The following is a 14,668-nucleotide window of genomic DNA, read 5'->3' on the forward strand; positions in this document are numbered from 1 at the left end:
CCGGGAGCAGTCGCAGCTTTCTGCCGCAGCGTAAGTTTTCGTGGAATTTGCGGAAAAATCAAGCGAGCCGGCGTCAGACAGATCAGTTCCACCCTTGCTGGAGGCGCTTCATTCCTCGCAGAGGAGGCCTTACCGCCCTTCGCGATACCAGGTCGCCGAGAGTGCCAGGAGCAGCACGGCCAGGCCGAGGAAGCCGGCGAAGAGCGGCGTCCGGTCGACGCCCCTGAGCACGGTCTCCTCGGTCTTCCGCAGTCCGATCCAGTCGCGGCCATCGGCATCCGCCCGGCCGCTGACCGGCACGATGCGCGGCACGTCGATGTCGCCGGACGACCCGGCCAGCCGGCGGACGCTGCCGCGCGTCGCATCGGTGATCGGTTCCAGCTTTTCGGTGGTCGAGATCGCCTCGCGATATTCGCGGGGATTGACCGGCCCGACATTGGCCAGAGCGCGCAGATCGCCATTGGCGGCCTGGAACAGCCCGAGCTCGTCGGTCTCCAGCACGCCCTCGTAGCGGCCGGCGCCGGCCTCGACCATCGGCACGCTGACCGCTTGGCCGGACGGCGTCAAAACGGTCGCGGGACCGGGTGCCTCGCCGATCGTCTGGCGGGTGACGAGAAGGTCGGAGCCGCGCGCCTCGGCGTCCAGCGCCTCTTCCTCCAGCTCCGGCTCCTTCATCAGCCAGTGGGCGAGGCGGCGGAACAGCGCTACATGCGGGCCGCCGCCCTCGAAGCCGCGTGACCACAGCCATTCGTGATCGGACAGAAGCAACGCGATGCGGCCTTGCTCGACCCGGTTCAGCACGAGGAGCGGCTTGCCGTCCGGCCCGTTCATCACCGTCTCGCCCTTGGGTTCGCCGACGTCGATCGAACGGAACCAAGGGCTCCAGTCGGGCGGTTCGCTGTTCGAGCCGGGCAGGTTCCGCGTGACCGGATGCTTGCGGCCGAGGTCGGAAATTCGCGGATAGAACGCCTTCTTTTCGATGCCGCCGGTCGGCATCGCCGGCAGCACCGCCTGCAACGGCGTGGTCGCGACACTTTCGTTGCCGGCATATTCCGGCCCGGCAGCAATCAGCATCGCCCCGCCGTTTTCGACATATTGGGCGATGTAGTCGAAATACAGCGCCGGCAGCACGCCGCGCTCCTGATAGCGATCGAAGATGATCAGGTCGAAATCGTCGATCTTTTCGACGAACAGTTCGCGGGTCGGGAAGGCGATCAACGACAGCTGGTCGATGGGCGTGCCGTCCTGCTTTTCGGGCGGGCGCAGGATGGTGAAATGGACGAGATCGACGGCCGCATCCGACTTCAACAGGTTGCGCCAGGTGCGCTCGCCCGCGTGCGGTTCGCCGGAAACCAGCAGCACCCGCAAATTCTCGCGAATGCCGTCGACGACCGCGATCGCCCGGTTGTTGACCGGGGTGATCTCGTCGGGATCACGCGCGGCGGAGAGTTCCAGGATGTTCTTGCCTGACCGCGGCAACTGGAAGGTAAATTCGGCCTCGCTGCCGGGGCGGACCTGCTCGCGGGCGATCAGGTCGCCATTGAGGAATATCTGCACCTCGACCGGCGCGTCCGAGGCTTTCGGACCCTCTTCGATGACCCGGTAGTGCAGGCGCTGGTCCTCGTCGACGAGACCGAAGCGGGGGCTGGTCGTCACCTCGATGCGGCGGTCGAACTCGTCCGGCCGGCCGGTGACGAGGCCATGGACCGGCGCGTTGAAGCCGAGCGCCTGCGCTTCGGCCGGAATGTCGTGGATCTGGCCGTCCGTGACCATGATCGCGCCGGCCACCCGCGCCGGCGCAACGTCCTTGAGCGCGCCCGCGAGCGCGCCGAACAGCGCGGTGGTCGCGTCGCTGGACGGCGCATTGCCCGATCGTGCCTCGACGGTGCGGACTTCGAACTCGGGATAGCGGGCGAGACTCGCCTTCAGCGCCGCCTCGGCCGCGTCGGTCTGCGCTGTGCGCTCGCCGATGGTCTGGCTCTGGCTGCGGTCGAGGACGAGCGCGACGACGCTCTTCAACGGGTCGCGCTGTTCGCGCAGGACGACCGGGTTGAGCAGCGCCAGCAATAGTGCGGCGATGGCGAGGATGCGAATGACTGCGCCACGCATTCGGGCAAAGATCAGCGCCAGCGCCAAAAGCACCGCCGGCACCGCCAGGATGGCGATCACCGTCCAGGAGAAGAACGGCGCGAAGTCGATCGACCAGGTCATTGGCCGAGCCTTTCCAGCAGCGCCGGCACATGCACCTGATCGGCCTTGTAGTTGCCGGTGAGCACATACATCACGATGTTGACCCCCGCCCGGTAGGCGTATTCGCGTTGCGAGGGGTCGGACGAATCCGTGGGAAACAGGAACAGGCCCTGTGCGTCGACCGCCCAGGCGCTGGCGAGATCGTTGGCGGTGATCATGATCGAGGAGACGCCGTCACCGCCGCGCGCCGGCCGCGAGGCCCCGTCCGCGTCGCGCACCAGCGATTCCACCCACAGCTCGGACCCGGTGTGCCGACCTGGGAAATCGCCCATGATGTAGAACGCCTTGGTCAGCACGTGATCCGAGGGCACCGGCTCCAGCGGCGGGATGTCGAGATCGGCGAGGATGTCGCGCAGCCGCCGCTGGCCAGCCGAGACGCCGCCGCCGGACAGGCCCGCCAGCGTGTCGTCGGCGACGTCGAAGAGCACGGTGCCGCCCTGTTTCATATAGGCGTCGATCCGGCTCACCGCCGCCTGATCCGGCATCGGCGCGGCGGGATCGATCGGCCAGTAGATGATCGGATAGAAGGCGAGTTCGTCGGCGGCGATGTCGACCCCGATCGGATCGCCCGGCTCCAGCGCGGTCTTCGCCGCGATGTATTGGCTCAGTCCGGACAAGCCGGCGCGGGAAATGTCGTCGGTCGCTGCATCGCCGGTTTCGACATAGGCGAGATGGGTGGTTTCGGTGGCCTCGATCGCCTTTTCGACGTCGAAGGGCAGGTCGATCGAGGCCGGTGCGCCGGTCTCGGCAGTCTGTGCCCGTCCGGGGTCAATGGAAGCGGCGAGCGCCACGGCCGCCACAAGGGCGATCACCGGCAGCGCGGCCGAGCGGCGTTTGGCGAGTGTCGTTCCAATCCGCGAGAACGCTCCGTTCAGCCACAACAGCGCCAGTGCGTCGAGCGCGAACAACACCAGCGCGGCGGCGAACAGCCACGGCGTCAAATCGACGGCGTCCTCGCCGCCATAGCCGAGCGTCTGCACCGGCGCGCCGAGATCGAGCGGGGGCAGGGGCTTCAGTTCGGTGCCCGCCGGCAAGAGATTGTGGGCGATATAGCCGTCCTCGGTGCCGTAAAGACCCGGCGGATTTTGCAGCGTCACCGGCTGCGGTCCGTCCGCGACGAGCTGCAGCGGCTGCACGTCGGCGCCCGGACCCACCAGACGCCCCTGACCGTCGAGGATGCGATAAGGCGGCAGGCTGTCGGCCGCCGTCCGTCCGTCGGTGGTGTTCGCGCTCGCCCGCGACAGGGTGACGATCCGGCGCAGCATGTCGACGAAGGCGCCTGAGATCGGCAGGTTCGACCAGGTTGCCTCGGCGGTGACGTGGAAGAGCACGATCGTTCCGGCGCCGAGAGACTCGGCGGTCACGAGCGGCGTGCCGTCGACAAGGCTCGCCCAGGTCTTGTCGGCAAGGTCGACGGAGGGTTCGGCCAGGATCTGCCGCGTGACGGTGACGTCCTCGGGCACCTTGATTCCCGCGAACGGGCTTTCTGGCGCCAGCGGTGCGATCTTCTGCGGCTCCGCCCAGGACATGGCCCCGCCAAGCTGGCGTTCGCCGGTGCGCAGTCGCACCGGCACCAGTGGATCTTCGCCGGTCGTTGCCGCCAGCCGCGGCCCGGCGAAGCGCACCAGATAGCCGCCGTCCTCGACGAATTTTTGCAGGGCGATTTCGGCCGTCTCGGGCAGCACGCCGATGTCGGCCAGAACCACCACCGAGGGCCGACGCTCCAGAAGCGATGGAATGGCCTCGGCAAGGTCCGCGCTGTCAGGCCGCACGAGGTCGGCGTAGGGCTCCAGCGCGCGAGTGATGTAGTAGAGCGGCGACAACAGCGGTTGCGCGACGTCGGCGGATTCGCCCGACACCAGCGCCACCCGGCGTCGCCGGAAACTGTCGTCGACGAGCCGCACGCCGCCGGCGTCGCTCGCCCCGTCGACTTCCAGCCGGGCGATATCGTTGCGCAATTCCACCGGGATCGCGAAGCGCGCTTCGGCAGCAGCGGCCCCGGCGGCGAATTCCAGTGGCGCGCGGCCGATCTCGCGGCCCTGCGCATCGACGGCACGCAAGGCGAACGTCCTCGCTTCCGTGCCACCGGCCGGCCGCACGGCTGTGACGACCAGCGCTTCGGTCGAGTTGTCGGCGCCGGTCAGCCCGACGAGTCCCTCGATGCCGGGGGCATAGACGATCGCCTGGCTGGGGGCGAGCGCCGCCAGGGTCCGCGCCGCCGACGCCGTCTCCGCGCTGTCCAGCCCGTCGGCGAGAAAGACGAGCGAGCCCGCGCTGTTGCCGGCGAGCGCCGTCGCCATGCGTTCGGCCGCCGCTGCGCGGTCGGTGGGGATCGGGTGCGGTGCTGCAGCGGCCAGCCTTTCGAGCGCCGTTGCCGCCTCGACCGGTGTCGCGTCGTCGCTCGGGCCTTCCGCCGTGAAGGCGAGGGAAATCAGCCGGCCGGCGTCGCCCGCCTCGCGGATCAGGCCTTCGGCCGCCGCGCGCCGCGCGTCCCAGTCGCTGCCGCTCGCCCAGCCATTGTCCACCAACAGCGTCAACGGCCCGTCGCCCGACAGCTGGCTTTCGCGTGGGTTCAGCGTCGGGGCGGCGAGCGCGAAAATGATCAGCGCAGCCAGCAGCAGCCGCAGCAGCGTCAGCCACCACGGGCTCTTCGATGGCGTTTCCTCGCTTTTCAGGATCTCCTGCAAGATCCGCAGCGGCGGGAAGGTCTCGGTCTGCGGACGCGGCGGGGTCAGCTTCAGGAGCCACCAGATCACCGGTAGCGCCAGAAGTCCGAACAGCACCAGCGGCGCACCGAAGGACAGGGCGAGGCCGCCGATCATGCCGCCGGTTCCTTCGTTCGCGGTCCCATGACCTGCGGCACGCCGCTCAGCCGGCCGTGGACGGCGACCAGCGCTTCCGAGGCCAGCCGGTCGGTGCGGTGGGCGATGAAGCTCCAGCCAAGCCGCCGGCAATGTTCGGCGATGTGCTCGCGCCGCGCCTTGTAGAGCGTGGTGTAGTCGTCGCGCAGGGTCTCGGCGCGGCCGGCGGTCAGCTTCGCCCCGGTCTCCGGATCGCGGAATTCGGTGCGCCCGACATACGGAAACACTTCCTCGGCCGGGTCCGCGACCATGATTACGTGGCCCTTGATGCCGCGTCGGCCCATGTGGTCGATACGGGCGACGAGGTCGTCGACCGGATCAAGCAAATCGCTGACGATGACGAGTTCGGTGAAGCGCCTCAGCCGGTCGTCGGGCGGGAACGGATCGTCCGGCCGGCTGTTGAGCAGAGCGGTGGCGATCCGCTCGGCGGCGTTTCGTGCCGAAATCGGGTCGATGACCCCCGGATAACCGATCCGCTCGCCCGAGCGCGCCAGGATCTCAGCCAGCGCGAGGATGATGACCAGCGCCCGGGATTCCTTCGAGACCGTCGCGCCCTTCGACTGGTAGCGCATCGACGGCGACGGGTCGGCCCACAGCCAGACGGTCTGGGCCGCCTCCCATTCGCGGTCGCGCAGATAGACATGGTCGTCGCGGGCCGAGCGCCGCCAGTCGATGCGCGAGACCTGTTCGCCGTCGACGAAGGGGCGGAACTGCCAGAAATTCTCGCCGACGCCACGCCGGCGCCGACCGTGCCAGCCGGAAATCACCGTCGCCACGACGCGCCGTGCCTCGACCAGAAGGTCGGGCATCAGCGCGGCGCGCTGGCGTGCCCGCACAAGGGCTTCCGGCGCTTTGGTGAGTTCGACGGGTGAGCCGATCGGCATGCTTGCGGCCGCCTTACGCCGCGTCGCGCTTCAGCGCGCCAATGACGTCGCGCACGCTCATGCCCTCGGCGCGAGCCGAGAAGTTGAGCGCCATGCGGTGCTGCAGGATCGGTTCGGCCAGCCCCATGACATCGTCGATGGACGGCGCGAGGCGCCCGTCATAGAGCGCCCGCGCCCTGACGCAGGTCATCAGCGCTTGCGATGCGCGCGGGCCGGGACCCCAGGCGACATGCGTATCGGCGTGGCTGTTGCCATTGCCCGGACGCGCGGACCGCACGAGCTGAAGGATCGCCTCGACGACGCTCTCCGCGACCGGCATGCGGCGCACTAGCGACTGGATTTCGCGCAGGCGCTCGGCGGTCATCACCGCCTCGGCCGATTGGTTGTCGTTGCCGGTCGTCTCCAACAGAATGCGGCGCTCGGCCGCGATATCCGGATAATAGACGTCGACCTGCATCAGGAAGCGGTCGAGCTGGGCTTCGGGCAGCGGATAGGTGCCCTCCTGCTCCAACGGGTTCTGTGTGGCGAGAACATGGAACGGCGCCGGCAGATCGTGGCGCTCCCCGGCGACGGTGACGTGATATTCCTGCATCGCCTGCAACAGCGCCGACTGGGTGCGCGGCGAGGCGCGGTTGATTTCGTCCGCCATCAGGAGCTGGGCGAAGACCGGCCCTTTCACATAGCGGAAGGACCGGCGTCCGGTCTCGTCCTGGTCCATCACCTCGGTGCCGACGATGTCCGACGGCATCAGATCCGGCGTGAACTGGATCCGCCGCGCGTCGAGGCCAAGGGCGACGCCGAGCGTGTCGACGAGCTTGGTCTTGGCAAGGCCCGGCACGCCGACGAGCAGCGCATGGCCGCCGGCGAGAATGGCGACGAGGCTCTGTTCGACGACGCTTTCCTGGCCGAAGATGACCCGGCCGACCGACTCGCGCACCTTGGCGATATCGGCGAGCGCGGTTTCCGCCATGGCGATGACCGCGTCGTTGCTGAGGGTCGCCTCCTGGGGCTGCATCATCGTCATCAGGAGTTCTCCGTCGAGGAATTGTCGCTGGGCGTCGCGTCGGGGAGGGCGCGTAGCCGCGGCGGAATCGTAACATGGAAACGGCTCCCGCCGCTCATGGCAAGCAGGACGCCCGCAACTATTTCGTGACTGCGAAGCCCGGCCAAAATAAGACCGGCTCCTATATGGGACCGATTGCCGCGGAAGGGGAGAAACATGCAAGAGGCGACATCGAATGCCGGCGGCATCAGCCTTGCGGCACTCATCTCCCGCGCCGAGCGTGCCGGCAAGGGAGCACCGCCCGTCGAGCTGTGGAATCCGGCCTATTGCGGCGACATCGACATGGTCATCCGCTCCGACGGAAGCTGGACCTATATGGGATCGCCGATCGGCCGGCCGGCCTTGGTGCGGCTGTTCTCCACCGTGCTGCGCAAGGACGAGGATGGCCGGACCTATCTCGTGACGCCGGTTGAAAAGCTGGGGATTAGCGTCGAGGACGCACACTTTCACGCGGTCGAAATGAGCCGGGAAGTCAGGGACGGCGAACCGGTCCTGACCTTTCGCACCAATGTCGGCGACGTCGTCGAAGGGGATATCGAACACCCGCTGCGCTTCGCCATTGGCAAGAACGGCGAATTTCGACCCTATGTCACGGTGCGTGGCCGGTTGGAGGCGCGGCTGACACGGGCACTGGCGTTCGAGCTTGCCGATTTCATCGAGCCGGTGGCCGAGGGTAGCGGCCGCCATGGCGTCCGTTCGGGCGGCGCTCTGTTCGACATCCCGGCCGAGGCGCACGACATATGACGACGATGCCAGGAAACATGTCACATCAACCCCGATATACCGCCGCCGATATGCGCACGCGAATGGAACGGCGTGGGTGGATCGCCGAGGAAACCCGTGAATACGGCGACCATCTGCTCAATCCCGATCTTGTCCAACTGATGGAGCGGGCCGAGGCGCGCGAGGCGGCGGTTCTCGTTCCTGTCGTCGAGCACGCGGACGGCGCAACGGTGATCCTGACCAAGCGCGCCGACCATCTGCGCAAACATTCCGGCCAGATCGCCTTTCCGGGCGGCTCCGTCGATCCCGAAGACGCCTCGCCGGAAGCTGCGGCAATTCGCGAAAGTACCGAAGAGATCGCCCTCGATCCGGGCCATGTCGAGCCGATCGGCCAATTGCCGCGCTACCTGACCACCTCCGGCTTTCGCATCACCCCGGTCGTCGCGATCGTGCGGCCGGGATTTCGTCTCCTCGCCAATCCGGCCGAGGTCGAGGATGTGTTCGAGGTGCCGCTCGAATTCTTGATGACGGAAGCCAATCACAGCCAGGAAAGCCGCATCTGGCAAGGCACCGAGCGTCGCTACTATGTGATGCCCTTCGGCGAGCGCTTCATCTGGGGCGTCACCGCCGGCATCATCCGTACCCTCTACGAAAGGCTTTATGCATGACCGTGACGACGATCGACGCGCCCTGGCTGACGTCCGCGTCGCTGCAATCGCTGCTGTCGGCGTTGTCGCGTGATGGCGAGGAGGCGCGAATCGTCGGCGGTGCGGTACGCAACTGGATCCTCGATCAGCCGGTCACCGACGTCGATGTGGCGACCACCACCGTCCCCGAAGAGACGGTGCGGCGGGTCGAGGCGGCGGGTTTCCGCGCCGTGCCGACCGGCATCGAGCATGGCACGGTGACCGTGGTCACGCCGAAGTGGGCATACGAGGTGACGACGCTGCGCAAGGACGTCGAAACCGATGGCCGCCGCGCCACCGTCAGCTTCGGCCGCGACTGGCAGGCCGACGCCGAGCGCCGGGACTTCACCATCAACGCGCTCTATTGCCAGGCGGACGGAACCGTCGTCGACCTGGTGGGCGGCATTCCCGATATCGCCAGCCAGACGCTGCGCTTCATCGGCGACGCCGAGACGCGGATTCGCGAGGACTATCTGCGCATATTGCGGTTCTTCCGGTTCTTCGCCTTTTACGGCAAGGGCCGGCCGGACGCCGAAGGAATCAGGGCGTCGACGCGGCTGAAGGACGGGTTGGTGGGGCTTTCGCCGGAGCGGATCTGGTCGGAATTGCGCAAGCTCCTTTCAGCGCCCGACCCGTCGCGCGCGCTGTTATGGATGCGCCAGACCGGGGTGCTGACGGCCGTTTTGCCGGAGACCGAACGCTGGGGCATCGACGCCATTCATCCGCTGGTCGATGCCGAGCGGGCCTTCGGCTGGGATGCCGATCCGATGCTGCGGCTGGCAGCCATCGTGCCGCCGGATGCCGCGCGGCTCACCGAAATGGCCAAGCGGCTGCGCTTTTCCAACGCCGAGCGCGACCGCATCGTCGCCTTCGCTCATGCCGAGCCGGTGCGGCCGGACGAGAGCGAGGCGGCGTTACGCACCCGGCTTTATTTTGGCGATCGATCGTCGATCGTCGACCGGTTGCGCCTTAGCCTCGCGGCGGCGCGGACAAAGTCTCAAGGCACGCCGCAATCGCTGACGGCGGTCGCGACGCTGACACGCCAGTTGGCCGCGGCTGAACGCTTCGATCCTCCAGAATTTCCGGTCAACGGCGAGGATCTGAAACGGGCGGGCGTCGCGCCGGGCCCCGACATGGGCGAGGCGCTGAACCGGCTTCGCCGGCTCTGGGCCGAGAGCGGCTTCGTGCTCGACAGCGAGAGCTTGATGTCCCGCCTTTGACACAGTCGGCGCCGCCGCAGCCCACGCAACAAAAAAGCGGGCCGTCGGCCCGCTTCGCAGTTTCATACGGCCCAAACCGAGCGGCCTAGTTCAACAGCTCTTGGGTCTTCATCCGGAACGAATCCAGCATCGTCAGTGAAATCCGATCGACGCCGAGTTGCTTGGCCTGGACGACGGCCCGCCGGACCACTTCGGCCTGGCTTTCCGCGCGGATGATACGATGGCAGCCGGGAATGATGCCGGCACAGTCTAGTTCGTACATGAACGATCCTCCCTGATCAGCTACACATACGATTCGCGAAACGCCGAATCAATGAAACACCTTTACATTTCGTTAAAAAATTACAAGTCAGGGCCACTTCACAATCGGCGGCATCGACGACAGGATCGAGGCGACGTTGCCACCGGTCTTGAGGCCGAACAGCGTGCCGCGATCGTAGAGAAGATTGTATTCGACATAGCGGCCGCGGCGGATCAGCTGCTCCTCCCGATCCGCCTCGGTGTATGGCTGGACGACGTTGTGGCGCACGATGTGCGGATAGACCACCAGAAACGCCTTGCCGACGTCGCGAGTGAAGGCGAAGTCGGCGTCCCAGCCGCCTTGCTCCTCGGACGAGTGCAGCCAATCATAGAAGATGCCGCCGACGCCGCGCGCCTCGCCCCGGTGCGGTAGGTAGAAATATTCGTCGCACCATTCCTTGAAGCGGGTGTAGTCGGCGACATCCCCGTGCCGTTCGCAGACGAACTTCAGCGCCTTGTGGAAGGCGAGGGTGTCGCGATCGTCGTCGGTGCGGCGCCGTTCGAGCGTCGGGGTCAGGTCCGCGCCGCCGCCGAACCACTGCCGGGTCGTCACCACCATGCGAGTGTTCATGTGGACCGCCGGCACATTGGGATTGCGCATATGGGCAATCAGCGAGATGCCGGACGCCCAGAAGGTCGGATCCTCCTCGGCGCCGGGGATCTGCTTGCGGAACTCCGGCGAGAATTCGCCAAAAACCGTCGAGGTGTGGACGCCGACCTTCTCGAACACCCGGCCGTGCATCATCGACATCAGGCCGCCGCCGCCATCGCCCTCCCGCGACCATTCAGCGCGTTCGAAGCGGCCGGCCGCGAGCCCGGTTTCTTCGCCGAATTCAGCCTCGATCTCCTCGAAAACGCCGCAGATTCGATCACGCAATACCTCGAACCAGGCCTGCGCGGTTGCCTTTTTGGCTTCGATGTCGTCCGGCAGCCCTTCAGGCAGGTTCGGCTGTTCCATTTGGGTGTCACTCTCATGCGTCGGGGCTGGGCCCACGATCCATCCTTTTCACGGCACGGCGCCGGACATTGCCCCGGCGGTGCCAGCTGTTGCAGGGCAATGGCATCCGACAGCCGCCCGCGCAATGCCAAGTTCGCGAAGCGGCAAACGGGTTTGCCAAGCCCAGCGGGAAAGCTGCGCAAAAGATCGTCCGAATTTATGGCCGAGGCGGCTCGCCATGTGGCGGCATGGGCGCCGATTCGCAAAAACCACGGCGGGTCGCTATCTTTTCCATCCGTGTCCGATTGCGATCACAGAGATAGTCCATGTCCCGGCTTATCCGCCCGCCGCTCGACGGCCTCGCCAAACGCCTGCACGAAACCCGCGACGATAGGGCGGCGGGACGGATTCGCGGGCAGGGCGGCGACAGCTTCGTGCGCGAGACCTTTAAGCTGCCGCGCGAGGCCGCGCGCACCAAGGCGCGGGAGTGGTTCGACCGCTATCCCAAGGCTGCCTACTGGACCTCGGTGGAAAGCTGGCGGCAGCTGCCCGAGGGCGAGATCGAATTCACCATGCGCCGGCTGCCAAGCGCCGACTGAAGCCTGAGCCGACAAAAGGCGGATTAAGCGCCCGCTACCGCCGTCGGTGCGGAAAAGGAGACGCCTTTCGCAGCGTCGTTCTCCCGCGAGTCGTCCTTTGACGAAGCGCTTGTACTGTCCGCCACGGCTCTCCTGCCGGCGGACGTGGCCACAGCTGTTGCATCGCCATTCTGAAAGGATTGAACGAGGGCGTCGATGTGCTCGCCGGCCATCGGCCGCCCGAAGTAAAATCCCTGGACCTCCTCGCATCCCTGCGCCCTCAACAGGTCGGCTTGCTCGATCGTTTCGACGCCCTCGGCGTTCGATTTCATGCCGAGGGCCCGGCCCAGACTGATCACAGCGTTGATGATACTGTCGGCGTGGTCGTCACGGCCCATATCGGCGATAAAGGATCGGTCGATCTTGATCTTGTCGAAGGGAAAACGCCGGAGATAGCTCAAGCTGGAGTAGCCTGTTCCAAAATCGTCCATGGCGATCTTTACGCCCAACTCTTTCAGCGCGGTCAGGATGGCGATGGTGGCGTCGGTGTCTTGCATCAGGACACCCTCGGTGATTTCCAGCTCCAAACGCCCGGCATTCATACCGGTCTCTTCGAGCGCATGCCGGACCACCGCCACGAGATCGCCGCGGCGAAACTGCACCGGCGAGACATTTACCGCGACTTTTAAAGACGGCCACGCCTGGGCCTGGCGGCAAGCCGTATGAATGACCCAGTCGCCGATCGGCAAGATCAGCCCCGTCTCTTCGGCAAGGGGAATGAAACGATCTGGCGCAATCACCCCCTGCTCCGGATGATTCCAGCGTATCAGGGCCTCGACGCCGATGAGCGCGCTTGTCGCCAGATCGATCTGAGGCTGGAAGTGCAACTGCAACTGGTCGTTTGCCAACGCTCGGCGCAGGTCGGTTTCCATCGTCTTGCGCTCCAGCAAGCGGCGATTCATCTCCTCCTCAAAGAATTGGTAGTTTCCGCGCCCGCCACTCTTGGCGCGATAAAGCGCCATATCGGCCTGCTGAAGCAGGTGGGATGGATCGGCTTGTCCACCGGGCTCGCAAATCGTGATCCCGATGCTCACGCCAATCATCGCTTCCTGCCCTGAAAGATCGAATGGCTCTGCGAATATGGCGATCAGTCTCTGGGCCAGCTGAGCGGCTCCGTCGGGCTGGGCGATCCGCTTCTGGATGATGGCGAATTCATCTCCGCCTAGCCGCGCCAGCACGTCGTTCTGGCGTAAGGTCTCGCTCATTCGGTCACTGACCTGCTTCAGCAACTCGTCCCCGGCTGCGTGACCCAAGAGATCGTTGACCTCCTTGAAGTGATCGAGATCGAGAAAAAGCACGGCGGCGGGCGTTCCGTCACGCGCGACATCGGCAATGGTGTGGGTCATCCACTCCTGAAAAACGGCGCGATTGGGCAGGTTGGTGAGGGCGTCGTGGCTCGCCAGAAACGAGGCGCGTTCGAGCATCCTGCGCAGCAAACGCAGCGGTACCGTGCGCAAGGCGATGAAAATGCCCGCGCCGAGAAGGCCGGACAGAACGAAGACCATGAAGCTCTGGATCAACTGCGGCCGCAGCGAGCGCTCGAACTCCACACGCCCCACAATCACCCCCGCATCGTAGAGAGGGTGGCTATCGCGGATGGTGGGACTGAGAAGCGGGGTGACGCCGGTGGCGTGTTCGGCGATGAGGTCGCCATTTTCAGCGAAGACCCGTTGAATTTCCGTGTAGGTCTCGCGCGCTGCGTCGTCGAGCAGTTCCTGGATGCGGAGCGTTTCAAATTGCCACATACGAGGATTGTGGCCGATCAGCTGTGAAATCTGTTTCGCGTTGATTTCGGTCTTGGATTCCATGTTTCCGGTATTGTACTGATAAACATAATAAAAATGCAGGGCAGGCAGCACCAGGGCGACGATGATCGCTGCTGCCGCCGCCACTGCCGTGGTGAACGCCAAGGCAGAATCGTCAATCTCTTTCGATCGTTTGACCACGTTTACACCACCGGATTTTTGTTATTCGGCCATTGGGCTATGGCCCGTACTGGCAAGGATGCTCTGACCTTCTGCAGAGTTCACGAAGGCGACGAACGCCGCCGTAGGCGGGGTGGCCTCAGGCTTCGTTACGAGATGCAGGTCTTTGACGAAGTCGTAATCGGCTTGCGCGGAGAGGGCCGCCGTCGGCATGACTCCGTCCAGCGAAAGGACCTTGAGTCGCCGGCCTTCTGTCGCGATCTGGCCGATCGCGGCGAGGCCGATCGCGCCCGGTAACCGCTCCAGCGCCTCGGCATTGTCCTGATCGTTCGTCGCCGAGACCAATCCAGGACGGCTAAAGGCGATATCGACGGCGCGGTCCATCCCGGGCGAAAGCTTGCGCAGCAGCAAGGTGTCGGTCTCCGAAGCCGGGCGCAGGACGAGGCGGATGATCGATCCGTCCGGCCAGCGCGTCGTCTCGCCGGTATAAAATGGCCTCCAGTTCACCGGTGGTGATATCCTCGATGGGCGCATTGGGTGATGTCACGACGGCGAGGGGGGTGCGGGCATAGAGGTTGCTCGTCGCACCGGCCGCGCGTTCCTCGTCCGTGAGGGCGCGGGAACTGACCGCGATATCCACGGCGCCCGCAAGCAGCGCCTTGATGCCGCCAGTGCTGCCCAGGCTGGGCAGTACCTCGATCTGACTGTCGGGGTGTTCCTTCATGTAAGACGCGCCGAGAAGTCGCATTCCGCCGAGCGCCACACCCGTCCCGCCGATCCGAAGAGTCTCGGCTTGTGCCACACCTGCGGCGGCCAGCGTCATGGCCGCAATAATAGTTGTTCTTGCAACCATAAGCACTATATTAAGTGTCATTGACCGATGACCTTGCCCGCACGACTTTACGTTTTGGTTGGGGAAGTTACGTGGAAAACGTTTACGATTTGATCGGTCGTTTTTGCTGTGACAATAAGTCGCTTGCTCTAACCATGAGCGGTCGCGGATCGGAGTCCGTCCAGCGCGTTTGACGACGTTCGCCCGCACCACAAAGGCTTCGACCCACAATAGGCCGTCCGCTACATCGGTCGCCCACTAGGCTCAGGACTCATTGATCAGAGCCAGAAGATGACGGCGGCTGCGATGCAGATGGCCGAGAAGAAGGTGTGGGCGCAACGATCGTAGC

Annotated in this window: 13 protein-coding genes; 4 read left to right on the plus strand and 9 right to left on the minus strand. The window is 65.5% G+C overall.

Annotated elements, in window-relative coordinates; genetic code table 11:
- Positions 1-129 precede the first annotated feature (129 nt).
- The 4 genes from VQ044_RS15955 to VQ044_RS15970 are packed head-to-tail and all read right to left on the minus strand — an operon-like array spanning position 130 to position 7,019.
- A complete protein-coding gene (locus VQ044_RS15955; protein WP_327648034.1) occupies positions 130-2,211 on the minus strand; it encodes a hypothetical protein in 2,082 nt (693 codons plus the stop codon).
- The gene (locus VQ044_RS15960; protein WP_331827718.1) at positions 2,208-5,072 is read right to left on the minus strand and encodes a DUF4159 domain-containing protein; all 2,865 of its coding nucleotides are present in this window, start codon (positions 5,070-5,072) and stop codon (positions 2,208-2,210) included. The genes VQ044_RS15955 and VQ044_RS15960 overlap by 4 nt, the downstream gene beginning before the upstream one ends.
- Positions 5,069-5,995: a DUF58 domain-containing protein gene (locus VQ044_RS15965; protein ID WP_327648035.1), complete on the minus strand. Its 927-nt coding sequence runs from the start codon at positions 5,993-5,995 to the stop codon at positions 5,069-5,071. Before VQ044_RS15965 ends, VQ044_RS15960 begins: the two co-directional genes overlap by 4 nt.
- A 13-nt stretch (positions 5,996-6,008) precedes the next feature.
- The gene (locus VQ044_RS15970; RefSeq protein ID WP_327626179.1) at positions 6,009-7,019 is read right to left on the minus strand and encodes an AAA family ATPase; all 1,011 of its coding nucleotides are present in this window, start codon (positions 7,017-7,019) and stop codon (positions 6,009-6,011) included.
- 195 nt (positions 7,020-7,214) lie between these two features.
- Between VQ044_RS15970 and VQ044_RS15975 the strand changes: the two genes are divergently transcribed.
- Genes VQ044_RS15975 through VQ044_RS15985 form a run of 3 tightly spaced genes read left to right on the plus strand, consistent with a single transcriptional unit; the run spans position 7,215 to position 9,687 of the window.
- Positions 7,215-7,802 (plus strand): DUF1285 domain-containing protein, encoded by a 588-nt coding sequence (locus VQ044_RS15975; protein WP_327626180.1) that lies wholly within the window; start codon positions 7,215-7,217, stop codon positions 7,800-7,802.
- 17 nt (positions 7,803-7,819) lie between these two features.
- The gene (locus tag VQ044_RS15980) at positions 7,820-8,449 is read left to right on the plus strand and encodes a CoA pyrophosphatase (RefSeq protein ID WP_327648036.1); all 630 of its coding nucleotides are present in this window, start codon (positions 7,820-7,822) and stop codon (positions 8,447-8,449) included.
- Positions 8,446-9,687, plus strand: a complete 1,242-nt coding sequence (locus VQ044_RS15985; RefSeq protein ID WP_327648037.1) for a CCA tRNA nucleotidyltransferase — start codon at positions 8,446-8,448, stop codon at positions 9,685-9,687. The genes VQ044_RS15980 and VQ044_RS15985 overlap by 4 nt, the downstream gene beginning before the upstream one ends.
- 85 nt (positions 9,688-9,772) lie before the next feature.
- Here the strand turns inward: VQ044_RS15985 and VQ044_RS15990 are convergent, their stop codons facing one another.
- On the minus strand, positions 9,773-9,949 hold the full coding sequence (locus VQ044_RS15990; RefSeq protein ID WP_327648038.1) for a DUF1059 domain-containing protein: 177 nt from the start codon (positions 9,947-9,949) through the stop codon (positions 9,773-9,775).
- 87 nt (positions 9,950-10,036) lie between these two features.
- Positions 10,037-10,945 carry an oxygen-dependent coproporphyrinogen oxidase gene (gene hemF / locus VQ044_RS15995; RefSeq protein WP_327622990.1) on the minus strand — a complete coding sequence of 303 codons (909 nt, stop codon included), beginning with the start codon at positions 10,943-10,945 and terminating at the stop codon, positions 10,037-10,039.
- A 305-nt stretch (positions 10,946-11,250) separates the two neighbouring features.
- On the opposite strand from hemF, the gene VQ044_RS16000 reads away from it, so the two are divergent.
- Positions 11,251-11,523: a hypothetical protein gene (locus tag VQ044_RS16000; RefSeq protein ID WP_327622991.1), complete on the plus strand. Its 273-nt coding sequence runs from the start codon at positions 11,251-11,253 to the stop codon at positions 11,521-11,523.
- Between the two features lie 23 nt (positions 11,524-11,546).
- Here VQ044_RS16000 and VQ044_RS16005 read toward each other — a convergent pair whose 3' ends face one another.
- The 3 genes from VQ044_RS16005 to VQ044_RS16015 are packed head-to-tail and all read right to left on the minus strand — an operon-like array spanning position 11,547 to position 14,361.
- Positions 11,547-13,472: a putative bifunctional diguanylate cyclase/phosphodiesterase gene (locus VQ044_RS16005; RefSeq protein ID WP_327648039.1), complete on the minus strand. Its 1,926-nt coding sequence runs from the start codon at positions 13,470-13,472 to the stop codon at positions 11,547-11,549.
- Between the two features lie 57 nt (positions 13,473-13,529).
- Positions 13,530-13,898, minus strand: a complete 369-nt coding sequence (locus tag VQ044_RS16010) for a hypothetical protein (RefSeq protein ID WP_327648041.1) — start codon at positions 13,896-13,898, stop codon at positions 13,530-13,532.
- Positions 13,843-14,361, minus strand: a complete 519-nt coding sequence (locus VQ044_RS16015; RefSeq protein WP_331827719.1) for a PstS family phosphate ABC transporter substrate-binding protein — start codon at positions 14,359-14,361, stop codon at positions 13,843-13,845. Before VQ044_RS16015 ends, VQ044_RS16010 begins: the two co-directional genes overlap by 56 nt.
- Positions 14,362-14,668: the final 307 nt, after the last annotated feature.

Source organism: Aurantimonas sp. C2-5-R2, from assembly GCF_036549495.1.
GTDB lineage: Bacteria > Pseudomonadota > Alphaproteobacteria > Rhizobiales > Rhizobiaceae > Aurantimonas > Aurantimonas coralicida_A.